Below are 12,290 nucleotides of genomic sequence, written 5' to 3' on the forward strand. Positions count from 1 at the left end.
TCAATGCGTAAGTCCTATTTACTTTAAACAGTCCTATTTATAATTAAATAGCTAAAGTAAATGGTCAAAATAAAAAAAGTTATGTCGCCATAACGCTTTTCAAGCATTGCTTAAATAACTGGTTAAGGGCTTACTGAAAATTCAATACTGCGGTTTTTAAAACGCCACTCTTCTGTTGCATTATCTGCCAGTGAATCACATGTCCCCATCTTTCACCTCACTAACTGGTATAACCAAATGAGTGAAAAACTGGCAACAAACAGGGCAAAAAATGGGAAAATTCGATGATGCCTATGAGGCTCAGGTGGCATTTCTGGCAAGGGTTCTTCTGACTGTTCAGGTTCGTTTAATTTAAGCTGATTTAAAGGTAAAAGCACCTCGGCACTCCAAACAGGCAACAGTGCCTGAATCGACACACTATGCTCCCTAAGATAATGAATAATATAGATGGCCTCATGGCCAACCTCAGCTGAAAGCACAGCCAAGCTTTTAGGAATTGCTCGATTTAAGGTGGTCTCTACTTCTGTAACTGAAAGTTTTCCAGCGGCAAGATGTATAAGCAATGAATTGATCACCTGATTATTATTTTCCAGTAAATCAGATAGACAAGGCCTTAGCTTTTCCTTAAGTTGATCAATCAGTTCTGGATTTGCTAAAAAACGACTTAAGAGAATTGGGTAGAATCTTGATAAGATGGCATTTTTTTCATTGACCAGGCAAGTTTGGTCATTGACGATGACCGATGAAACTTTCTGTTTAAGTAACTCGATTGGATTTATAGACATATACTTTACTCCAATTTCCATTCAACCGCTTTATCGTATTAGCCGAGCCTTAGATATTTGTTATTACTTTAATGAATTTTTCTTAGTTTTAATCTGTTCTATAAACTTTCAATACAACACTTACATCACATTTTACAAAGCAGAATAAGGTGCAGTCAACTTATTCTGCCTTTTATGATAATTATCAGGCAAATATACCAATCACCTTACCTGTCAGTTGCTGTCCAATCAATGGGGTGTTTTTCCCCTGGGAAAGAATTGAGGCTTTGGAAACTACCCATTGCAATGATGGATCAACCAGCACCCAGCCTGCCTCCTGTTGCCAGCGCTGTGACATATTCGCCACCTGTGCAGGAATCGAAGTGACTTTTTCCACCCATTCCAGTGGCTCAAATACACCCTCGTTTACCAGTTGCACACCCAGTGCCACATAAGTATCAAAAGCGGTGATTCCAGACTGTGTTTCGGCAAAAGGTGCCATTTTCGCAGAACTGCTTAATGGTTCATGATGGGTACAGATCGCATCAATCACGCCCTCTTTCACACCCTGACGCAATAATGCCTTGTCCTGTTCGGAACGCAGCGGTGGACGCACATGCGCAAGTGCATTAAAACCATCTGTTAGTTGTTCAGTTAAATGTAACTGATGCATGGCGACATCGGCAGTCACAGGCAATCCTTTGGCCTTGGCAGCTCGGATCAACTCCACAGACGCGCCACAGGACAACAGGCCAAAATGAGCCCTAACACCTGTCGCTTCAATCATCAGTAGATACTTGGCAATCGCCACTGTTTCTGCAATCGCAGGAATCATTGGCAGGCCCTGACGTGAGGCAATAAAGCCCTCATGCGCACAACCATCTTTGGCAATTTGCGGTTCTTCCGCATAGAACACCACCGTCAGCCCCAAACCAGCAGCATACTCAAGGGTACGAATCACCACATCATCATTTTCAAAGGCTGCATTGGCATTGGAAACGGCTGTACAACCACCTTTTTTTAAACCCGCCATATTGGCTGGCTGTTTTCCATTTAAACCCTGGGTCTGTGCGCCAATGATCTGCAAATAGATACCGCCATCGAGTTGTGCCTTTTCAATGAGACCATGAATCAAGGCACCATTATCCTGCACAATTGGCTTTGAATCTGGTGGGGTAATCACATGCAGAATCCCATTGGCACGGGCTGCCTTGCCTTCCGACTTCAAGGTGCCATGCTGCTGCTGACCTGGTTCACGCAAACGCGCACACAAGTCCACCATGGTTGGCATCAACCATTTACCCTGCCCATCAATGCTTTCATCCACCTGATCAACGGCTTCAACCAATTTTCCGTTTTCAATAAAAACTGTTTTAACCAGATCAGTTTTTTGAATTGGATCGAGCACACGGACATTTTCAATTTTTACAATACTCATGTGAGCTATCCCTTACAGTGCAATCACATCAATTAAACCCTGTTCCTGTAATTGTCCTTGCATTGCAAGTGCCAATACAGCCATACGAACCGCAATCCCGTTGGTGACCTGCTTGAGAATCACGGACTGGTCACCATCGGCAATGCTGGAATCAATTTCAACACCACGGTTCATCGGCCCTGGGTGCATCACGATACAATCAGGTTTTGCCAAAGCCAGACGTTCTTTGTTAAGTCCGTACATTTTATAAAATTCAGACTGTGACGCTAAGGCAGGTGAATCAATCCGCTCGTTCTGGATACGCAAGGCAATAATCACATCACAGTCTGTCACGCCTGCATCCATCTGGTTAAATAAACGCACATGATCACCATACTCATCAAAACCCACAGGTAGCAAGGTATTCGGCGCAATCACACGAATATCCTTACAGCCCAGCGTTTGTAATGCCGCAACGTCTGAACGTGCCACCCGTGAATGTTTAATATCACCGATAATGGCCACACTGAGTTGTTCAAATGGTTTCTTGGTTTCACGGCGAATGGTCAGCATGTCCAGCATGGCTTGTGTCGGATGTGCATGGCGACCATCACCCGCATTAATAATGGCAACTTTAGGGCAGATATCTTTGGCAATAAAATGTGCGGCGCCTGAAGATGAGTGACGTACCACAAAAATATCGGCCGCCATCGCCTCCAGATTCCAAAGCGTATCCCGCAGCGTTTCACCTTTTGAAGTACTTGAGCGTGCAATGTCAATATTCAGGACATTTGCAGATAAACGTTTTGCCGCAGCCTCAAAGGTGGTTCGGGTACGGGTCGAGTTTTCAAAGAAAAGATTCATCACCGTCAAACCCTCTAATAAGGGACGGTTGATCAGGTTATTATTGTCATCTAAAAAGCTTTGTGCTGTATCTAAAATCTTGGTCAGGCTTTCCCTTGAAAGGCCCTCAATGGTTAAAAAGTGTTTTAAATTTCCTTGCTGATTCAGTTGAACCTGACTCGGTTGATGCAGGGCTGCAATATGCATAATGGATTCCTATGGGTCGAATCACCAAAACCTGCATAGTGTAGCCCAATTCTTGTATTTTCGCAGAACAACTTTTCACCGTTATGTTGCATTAAATGAGAGAGTTGCAACAGATTCGGCTAGCGCAGCGCACCAATATAGTGATGATGAACCTGTGCCTGATAAATCTCTTCGTCAGTCACTTCTATTGAATAGTAGTCATTTTCCTCAACAGGCTGTTCTTTCTCAGCTTCCACCTTAGTTTCAACCAAGGCGAGAGCTGGCTCAGGATATAGGTCAATTAACGGACGCAAGCGCTCAACATAATGGGCCAGCTCGGCATCCTGTGTTGCCAGGGCAATATCCACAATATGTTGTGCATATTCCTTGTTATGCACCAAGTACATCACGTCAATCACGCGACTGGATACCCGTCTTAAACGGACATACATTTGGGTTGCGGTTGCAAAAGCCTCGGCACTGACCATCACTTCATTATTCATGCTTTCTTTCATAACGTCCTCACATCGTTGGGAGAAGTATTTAACGATAATTTATCTAAAGAAATGCAAAATCTGTACCAATTATTAAAATGAAGTAAAAAATGCCCTGCCCCACGTGCAGAAATTATAAACAAGCATCAGATCACTTTAAAAAAACCTCTTAATAGATGATAAAGCTGACGATCACACAAATATGCGCCGACAGAACAGGTAAAAATCAGTTAAAATAGCCGATTGCTAAAACCGCTTTGGAACATTGAATGAACGCTAAACCACGTCTAACAGAATATTGGGTGACCTGTGCGGATGGACTGGAAACCTTATTACAACAAGAATTGGAAAGCTTTGGTATTCATGACATTCAACGTTTTGCGGGACGTTTGATTTTTAAGGACACACTGGAACAGGCGTATCGGGTCTGTATGTGGTCACGCCTTGCCTCACGAGTCGTTTTGCCCATTCATAGACATGAGTTGGAACATTCGCATGATGCCCGTGATGTGGCGGAAGAACTCTATGAGGGTGCAATCAGTTTTGACTGGTCTTTAATTTTTGCTCCACAAAGCACCTTTGCAGTGCGCCTGCATGTTGAACGTGAAATTAAGGTCAATACCCAGTTTGCCACCTTACGGGTTAAAGATGGCGTTGTAGATTCCTTTATGGAAGCAGTGGGTAAACGCCCAAGTATTGATATCAAGCAGCCTGAAATTACACTTTATGTGTTGGCAGGTAAAACTGAACACACCTACTGTCTGGATTTATCTGGTGATTCTCTGCATAAACGTGGCTATCGCCGTTTTATGACCGATGCGCCAATTAAAGAAAATCTGGCAGCGGCAATTCTACAAAAAGCTCAATTAGCACAATATCAACCCGATATTATTCTTGACCCAATGTGCGGTTCAGGCACATTCATCATTGAAGCCCTCATGATTTTAACAGATCGTGCGCCAGGCCTAGTTCGACGTTTTGGTTTTACTGGCTGGCATGGGCATGACCGTGATCTCTGGTTATCACTTAAGGCTGAAGCAGCGGAACGCCATGAAAAAGCTTTGGAACAGGCTTTACCTAAATTCTATGCTTACGATGCAGACTGGGAAGCAGTCAAGGCCACCCGCCAAAATATCATTGCTGCGGGTTTTGAAAAACTGCTTGACCAAATCCAGATTGAAGAACGTACCTTAGCGGACTGGGATGACTTTCATGCCGAGGGCAAGAAAGCCTTTATTGTGACCAATCCTCCTTATGGGGAACGTTTGGGAGATAAAGCATCAAACCGCTCTTTATATCTGGGTTTATCGGCTCTATTACAGAAGAATTTTCCAAACCAGCGTGCCGCAATTATTGCCGCACAGGTTGAACAGGCAGATGTACTGGCATTTAACGACCCACAAACCTTACGTTTAATGAATGGTAAATTACCAATCTACGTGCGTTTTGGCACCATCAAGCCAGCAACTGTCACCCAACCCTTTTTGGCAACATGGCAACCACAACAGTTTGAAAAAATCGAGGGTGCTGAGGATTTTACCAACCGTTTGCAAAAAAACATGCAGGCCTTAAAAAAATGGGCAGTTAAAGAAAATATCTACTGTCTACGTCTGTATGATGCCGACTTGCCTGACTTCAACGTTGCCGTTGATTTATATGGGGATAGATTGCATGTTCAGGAATATGCGCCACCTAAAACCATTGATCCTGAAAAAGCCAAAAAACGTTTTAACCTTGCACTTGCCGCAATCCGTGCTGTGACTGGCTTACAACGTGATGCCATATTTATTAAAACCCGTGCAAAACAGACAGGTACCAATCAATACACCAAACAAAGTACCGCCTCTAAACGCTTTATCGTTCAGGAAGGTGATGCCAAAATTTTAGTCAACTTAACCGATTACTTGGATACAGGTCTATTTTTAGACCATCGCCAGATTCGTCTTCGAATCGCCAAGGAAGCGCGTGGCAAGCATTTCCTGAACCTGTATAGCTATACCTCAACTGCAAGCTTGCATGCCGCATTGGGTGGCGCAGCCAGTACCACCAGTGTTGACTTATCCAACACCTATCTGAGTTGGTCTAAAGAAAACTTTGTACTGAATGGCTTAACCGTAGACCATGCAGATGAACAGCATATGTTTTTTGCCAGTGACTGTTTTGAATGGTTAAAAGAGGGTCATGAGCAATATGACCTGATCTTTATTGATCCACCGACTTTCTCAAACTCAAAGAAATTCTATGGAACATTTGATGTACAGCGTGACCATGTTTCACTGCTTAAACGGGCAATGAACCGTCTAAACAGTGAGGGAACACTATATTTTTCAAATAACTATAGAGGTTTCGAATTGGATGAGGAACTTGAAGCCCTATACGATGTTGAAGAAATTACCTCTGAAACCATTGGACTAGATTTCAAACGTAATCAAAAAATTCATCGTGCCTGGAAAATAAAACACCAACAACTTTGAAACTGAAAACAAGCCACCATTTTGTCTTAACTCGAATGGTGGCTTCACTTATCAGTTTAAAATTTTGAGTATTATATCATGTACAGAAAAAATAAATTCTCGAATAAATTGTATTATTTCTTATTTAAAGTCACGGTACCTGTAACACGCCCCTCAATATCTACCTGATTGCCAGCAGTATTATAGGTATCAGAAAACTCATAGGTGTGTACATTATCTGAATTAAACTCATAAATCATCAAACGATCTGGAGCGACTGCATGAGGTTTAATGGTTGCAGCTTTTTTATCTCGCCCATCCGAAACAGTGTTTCTTTTCTGCTCTTGATAAGGTGATAAAACGCTTTCTGATAGAATTTTAATCCGTACATCACGGAGATTTTGATCGCTTAGTACACGTTGTGCACGCCAGCGTTCTTCCTCTGGCTTTAATACATCCTGCTGGGCTTTTACAATGATGCTCGGCAATGCGTTATTCAGCACGCCTGTTTGTAGTGCCAGATTTACTTCATTCAATGGTTGTGCAGCATGCCCCATTGAAGATAAAGCGATCATAAACAAAATTACACAGCGGTCCGTGTAATGATGTTGCTTATTTTCCATTGCAATTCATCCTGAATTTTTTTCTTATTTGTTCTGAAACTATCAAGTTTTTCATCAAGCCGCAATGTTATTGGTACTTTTCCCCAAAAAATCTGACCAGTTGCACTCATATAAAAAAAGATGGTGATTGGCATCACCATCTTTTTACACATTGGCCGTTAAATTTTTTGCCTAGCTCAACTTGAGTTTCTCAAACACCAAATGACCATCCTCAGCTTTTATCAGGATGTTATCTCCAGGCTGGAACTCACCAGATAAAATCTTCTGCGCCAGAGTATTTTCCACCTGTTGCTGAATTGCACGTTTTAACGGACGTGCACCATACACAGGGTCAAAGCCAGCCTCAATCAATAGATCAAATGCCGTGTCATCCACAGTCAAGCCTATATCACGCTCATTGAGGCGGGAACGTAAACGTTCCAGTTGAATATCCGCAATAGCACGAATCTGGTCTTTTTGCAGTGGATGGAAAATCACCACCTCATCAATACGGTTGATAAACTCTGGACGGAAATGCTGGCTAACCGCATTCATCACCACTGCCCGAATCTCATCATCAGTGGCCCCCTCACCCAGTTCTCGTACATCTTGTGAACCCAAGTTCGAGGTCATCACGATGACCGTGTTTTTAAAGTCCACCACGCGGCCTTGTGAATCCGTCAAGCGACCATCATCCAACACCTGTAGCAAGATATTGAACACATCTGGATGCGCTTTCTCCACCTCGTCAAACAACACCACGCTGTATGGTTTACGGCGTACCGCTTCGGTTAAAACACCACCCTCTTCATAGCCCACATAGCCTGGAGGCGCACCAACTAAACGGCTCACCGAGTGCTTTTCCATAAACTCAGACATATCAATCCGAATCATGGCATCATCACTGTCAAACAGGAAGTTGGCCAATGCCTTGGTCAACTCGGTTTTACCCACACCTGTCGGGCCAAGGAACAGGAATGACCCACTTGGACGGTTTGGATCGGACAAGCCTGCGCGTGAACGACGCACCGCATTGGAAACCGCCACCACTGCTTCATCCTGACCAACCACACGGTTGTGCAAGAACTCCTCCATCTGGAGCAGTTTTTCACGTTCGCCCTGCAACATTTTCGTTACAGGAATACCTGTTGCCGCACTGACCACCTCAGCAATCTCATTCTCGGTCACTTTGGTACGAATGAGTTTAGGTTCCTCATTTTCCTCAGCAACTTCCGCCTGTTCCAGACGCTTTTGTAACTCTGGAATCACACCATATTGTAGGCGTGCTGCTTCCGCCAAATCACCCTCACGTTTGGCTTTTTCCAAAGCAACCCGTGCCTGATCCAATTCGATCTGGGCTTTTTTATCACCCTCAACCAGTGTTTTTTCAGCTTTCCAGATTTCTTCCAGATCATTGTACTCTTTCTGCTTTTCAGCAATTTGCTGCTCAAGATGATTGACTTCAGCCTTACTGCCTGCATCTTCATCTTTTTTCACCGCTTCCAACTGCATTTTCAACTGGATGAGACGGCGATCAAGCTTATCCAATGCCTCTGGCTTAGAGTCGATCTCCATCTTAATCCGTGAAGCCGCCTCATCAATCAGGTCAATCGCTTTATCTGGCAACTGACGGTCAGTGATGTAACGATGTGACATTTTCGCCGCCGCAATAATCGCGGAATCCAAAATTTGTACACCGTGATGGGTTGCATATTTCTCTTTAAGACCACGCAAAATCGCAATGGTATCTTCCACACTTGGCTCATCAACCAACACTTTCTGGAAACGACGCTCAAGCGCAGCATCTTTCTCAATATACTGGCGATATTCATCTAGAGTGGTAGCACCAACACAGCGTAGTTCACCACGCGCTAAGGCAGGTTTCAACATATTGCCTGCATCCATTGCACCGTCGCCCTTGCCTGCACCTACCAATGTGTGCAACTCATCAATAAACAGGATGATCTCGCCCTCGTGTTTGGCAAGGTCTTTCAATACCGCTTTTAAGCGTTCCTCAAACTCACCACGATATTTTGCACCCGCCAGCAACGAACCCAAGTCCAGTGAAAGCACACGTTTATTCTTTAAGCTTTCAGGCACCTCACCATTGACGATGCGTTGTGCCAAGCCCTCTACAATCGCGGTTTTACCGACCCCAGGTTCACCAATCAGCACAGGGTTATTTTTGGTACGGCGTGACAACACCTGAATGGTACGGCGGATTTCATCATCACGCCCAATCACAGGGTCTAACTTGCCTGCCAAGGCACGCTCGGTTAAATCAATGGTATATTTATTGAGTGAGTCACGTTGATCTTCATGGTTATTGGTGGTCACTTTTTCTGTTCCTCTAATTTTTTCAATGACTGCACGTAATTTCTGTGCAGTTGCACCTGAGCTTTCAATAATTTTTTTGGTTTCACCCTGTTCAGCCAATGCCAATAGCACCCAATCAGTGGATAAAAATTCATCCCCTGCTTTTTGTGCATAACTATCAGCTAAATTTAAAATGCGTACCGCTTCTGGATTTAAATTGACGTCACCCGTCGGATTACTAATCGTTGCAGCATCATTTAATGCCTGATTCAGTTTTTGCATTAAGGTGGGTAAATCAGCCCCTGCTTGCTGCAACAGACTCTGGTTAGCAGGTTCTTCCAGCAATGTCATAAGGATATGAATCCCTGCAATTGCGGTATGGTCCTTGCCTATTGCCAGTGACTGTGCATCTGAGAGTGCTTGCTGTAGGCGGTTTGTAAATTTTTCAAAGCGCATTCTTGTTATTCCTCACAACAAATTTTTAACTTATCACTAAGATGCGAACAGTTTTTAGATTTTCAAATAAAATTTATATGTTTTTCCAAAATCTTATAAAACAAAATATGGATAACTCTCAGTAACAATATGGGTCTATAAATAATATATTTCAAGTATGTTTTGTATAAATTTTCGGTCTTTTCCAATTTGCACAGAACCTTTATTGTACTTTTATGTGGAAAAAGGACAGCATATTCGTCAGGGTGAACAATTTGGACTGGTCGGGAAAACTAGGCGTGTGACGGGCGCGCACCTACATTGGGGAATGAGCCTGAACAATGCTCGGGTAGATCCACAATTGTTCATAAAGTAAAAACATAAACTTATAAAAAAGTAATCTATGGCAATAGATCACTTTTTAGAAATATTTAACAATCAGGCATTATCCACTTCAATAATTTCAAAGTCATGGGTAATTTCCACCCCACCATCCGAAAGCATTTTACTTGCTGAACAGTATTTTTCCGCTGACAGTTCAACTGCCTTTTCAACCTGCTTGGCTTTTACCGCTTTACCTGTCACAATGAAGTGTAGATGGATTTTTGTAAACACGGCTGGGATTGCATCTGCCCTTTCGGCTTTTAAGTGACATACAACATCTGTGACATCTTGACGGGATTTCTTTAAAATGGTCACAATATCAAACGAAGCACAACCACCAAGTCCCATTAAAATCAACTCCATAGGACGTGGACCACGGTTTTCACCTCCATATTCTGCGGAACCATCCATCACCACACTGTGGCCACTTTCCGATTTCGCTTCAAAAGCAACATTCTCTAACCAATGTACACTTGTTTGCATTGCAACTACCCAAAAAACGTTATAAATTTACCTAGTTCTTGTACACTAACATAAAATGAGTTGATAAGGAATTTCATCTCTTCTGTGTAGAAAAGGCTTTAACAAAGCCTGTGCGATCGGTTTCATCCAAATTCGGAAATTTTAAGCATGACTTCAAATTTTTCACAACTTAGCACTGATGCTTTATCTCCAGGCCAACTGCCTGAGTCAGTAAAGGCTTTGCTAAAACGTGCTCATATTAACAGATACCCTAAACGCACCACGATTATTGATGCTGGAACTGAATCAAAATCACTGTATTTAATTTTAAAAGGTTCAGTGTCAATTATATTACGTGAAGATGATGAGCGTGAAATTGTTGTCGCCTACCTCAACCCAGGCGACTTCTTTGGTGAAATGGGTCTTTTTGAAAAGAATCCTCAACGTACCGCAGAAGTACGTACCCGAGATGTATGTGAGATTGCTGAAATTTCCTACGACAATTTCCATGAGTTAAGCAAGCAATACCCTGACCTAAGCTATGCAGTATTTGCCCAGTTGGTACGCCGTCTCAAGAACACCACACGTAAAATGACTGACCTTGCGTTCATTGATGTGTCTGGTCGTATTGCTCGTTGCTTAATTGATTTATCTGCTCAACCTGAGGCAATGATTTTACCAAATGGTCGTCAGATTCGTATTACCCGTCAGGAAATTGGCCGTATCGTGGGCTGTTCACGTGAAATGGTTGGCCGTGTGCTTAAAACGCTTGAAGATCAGGGCATGATCCAGACTGAGGGTAAGGCCATTTTAATTTTTGATACGTCTTTAGAAGAAAATGCTTTTTCTGAAGAGGAGTTTGACGACGAAGATTGATTTCATCAGGCTTCTGTCTCACTATCAAAGCCAGTGCAAAAACACTGGCTTTAATTTTATCAATTTATGTGAAAATTCATGCAATATGACAAAATAGTGATTACATAATTACAATGATTATAGAGCCATTCGGAATGTAAAGCGTTATAAACATTTTTTTATAATCCTCCTTAATCATGACGATATTCATAAAATACTGATTTGGAGCAAATAAGTATGAAAAAATTGGCTTTAAGCTTTTGTGCGATCACTGTAATGACCATTTCAGGCTGTGCCTCATTTGCAGATATGGCGGGTGCAGACAGCGCAACCCTGAATGCGCAATCAGCACAAAGCTTTGCACAGATGACTCAGGAAGCACGTGCCAAGAACCAGCTGGATACCAGTTCAAATACCTATCAACGCATTAACAGCGTATTCCTGCGCCTGAAACCTTATGCTGATCAACTCAATCAAACAGGTCAACGTTTTGACTGGCAACTGGCTGTATTAAAATCTGATACCGTCAATGCCTATGTGGCACCAGGCGGTAAAGTGGTGTTCTATACAGGTATTGTCAACAAGCTGAATTTAACCAATGATGAAATTGCAGCAGTCATGGGCCATGAAATGACCCATGCACTTGAAGAGCATGCCAAGAGTAAGATTGGTGCACAGGCACTGACCAACCTGGCGATTGGCATTGGTACGTCTTATGCGGGTACCAATATCGGCGATCTAGGCAATGCCGCAATTAATTTGGGCAGTCAAATTGGTATTGGTCTGCCTTATTCGCGCAATCTTGAAAGCCGTGCCGATTATGGCGGTTTAATGCTGATGGCAAAAGCGGGCTATGACCCAAATGCAGCCATTAGTCTCTGGGAAAAAATGAATCGTTTAGATGGTGCGGGAGGTGCTTCTTTCTTATCCACACACCCATCGAATACACAGCGTATTAGTGATATGCGTAAAAACCTGCCAGCTGCGATGGCGGTGTATAACAAACGCCGTTAATAAGTATTATGGCCTTTCTTACAAGAAAGGCCCATTTCAAGATACGGCTTTGTTGCACAAAGATT

10 protein-coding genes and 1 pseudogene are annotated in these 12,290 nt (G+C 42.9%); 4 read left to right on the forward strand and 7 right to left on the reverse strand.

The genetic code is table 11. From position 1 onward, the window contains the following. Nucleotides 1-212: 212 nt before the first annotated feature. The 4 genes from B4H32_RS04270 to B4H32_RS04285 all read right to left on the reverse strand — a co-directional run bounded on the left by B4H32_RS04270 (nucleotide 213) and on the right by B4H32_RS04285 (nucleotide 3,725). Nucleotides 213-785 carry a hypothetical protein gene (locus tag B4H32_RS04270; RefSeq protein WP_004681034.1) on the reverse strand — a complete coding sequence of 191 codons (573 nt, stop codon included), beginning with the start codon at nucleotides 783-785 and terminating at the stop codon, nucleotides 213-215. 184 nt (nucleotides 786-969) lie between these two features. Beyond that, nucleotides 970-2,202 carry a dihydroorotase gene (locus B4H32_RS04275; protein WP_004681036.1) on the reverse strand — a complete coding sequence of 411 codons (1,233 nt, stop codon included), beginning with the start codon at nucleotides 2,200-2,202 and terminating at the stop codon, nucleotides 970-972. A gap of 12 nt (nucleotides 2,203-2,214) precedes the next feature. Further along, entirely contained in the window at nucleotides 2,215-3,231 is a 1,017-nt protein-coding gene (locus B4H32_RS04280; RefSeq protein ID WP_004681037.1) for an aspartate carbamoyltransferase catalytic subunit, read from the reverse strand. A 119-nt stretch (nucleotides 3,232-3,350) separates the two neighbouring features. After that, on the reverse strand, nucleotides 3,351-3,725 hold the full coding sequence (locus tag B4H32_RS04285) for a hypothetical protein (protein WP_004681038.1): 375 nt from the start codon (nucleotides 3,723-3,725) through the stop codon (nucleotides 3,351-3,353). 248 nt (nucleotides 3,726-3,973) lie between these two features. Between B4H32_RS04285 and rlmKL the strand changes: the two genes are divergently transcribed. Continuing rightward, nucleotides 3,974-6,178 (forward strand): bifunctional 23S rRNA (guanine(2069)-N(7))-methyltransferase RlmK/23S rRNA (guanine(2445)-N(2))-methyltransferase RlmL, encoded by a 2,205-nt coding sequence (rlmKL, locus tag B4H32_RS04290; protein WP_004777024.1) that lies wholly within the window; start codon nucleotides 3,974-3,976, stop codon nucleotides 6,176-6,178. A gap of 113 nt (nucleotides 6,179-6,291) precedes the next feature. On the opposite strand, the gene B4H32_RS04295 is transcribed toward rlmKL, so the two are convergent. Both B4H32_RS04295 and clpB read right to left on the reverse strand, forming a co-directional pair. Continuing rightward, nucleotides 6,292-6,780 carry a hypothetical protein gene (locus B4H32_RS04295; protein WP_004681042.1) on the reverse strand — a complete coding sequence of 163 codons (489 nt, stop codon included), beginning with the start codon at nucleotides 6,778-6,780 and terminating at the stop codon, nucleotides 6,292-6,294. Nucleotides 6,781-6,951: 171 nt separating this feature from the next. Further along, a complete protein-coding gene (gene clpB / locus B4H32_RS04300; protein ID WP_286800284.1) occupies nucleotides 6,952-9,531 on the reverse strand; it encodes an ATP-dependent chaperone ClpB in 2,580 nt (859 codons plus the stop codon). Between the two features lie 217 nt (nucleotides 9,532-9,748). Here clpB and B4H32_RS04305 point away from each other — a divergent pair. After that, nucleotides 9,749-9,886: pseudogene (locus B4H32_RS04305) on the forward strand (M23 family metallopeptidase); the annotation flags it as partial. A gap of 62 nt (nucleotides 9,887-9,948) precedes the next feature. Here the strand turns inward: B4H32_RS04305 and B4H32_RS04310 are convergent. Then, nucleotides 9,949-10,377, reverse strand: a complete 429-nt coding sequence (locus B4H32_RS04310) for an OsmC family protein (RefSeq protein ID WP_004681045.1) — start codon at nucleotides 10,375-10,377, stop codon at nucleotides 9,949-9,951. 147 nt (nucleotides 10,378-10,524) lie between these two features. Between B4H32_RS04310 and crp the strand changes: the two genes are divergently transcribed. Next, entirely contained in the window at nucleotides 10,525-11,232 is a 708-nt protein-coding gene (gene crp, locus B4H32_RS04315) for a cAMP-activated global transcriptional regulator CRP (RefSeq protein WP_004681047.1), read from the forward strand. Between the two features lie 216 nt (nucleotides 11,233-11,448). Then, nucleotides 11,449-12,225 carry a M48 family metallopeptidase gene (locus tag B4H32_RS04320; RefSeq protein WP_262450837.1) on the forward strand — a complete coding sequence of 259 codons (777 nt, stop codon included), beginning with the start codon at nucleotides 11,449-11,451 and terminating at the stop codon, nucleotides 12,223-12,225. The last annotated feature ends 65 nt before the right edge of the window (nucleotides 12,226-12,290 follow it).

Source organism: Acinetobacter sp. UBA2063 (assembly GCF_002333245.1).
Lineage (GTDB): Bacteria > Pseudomonadota > Gammaproteobacteria > Pseudomonadales > Moraxellaceae > Acinetobacter > Acinetobacter parvus.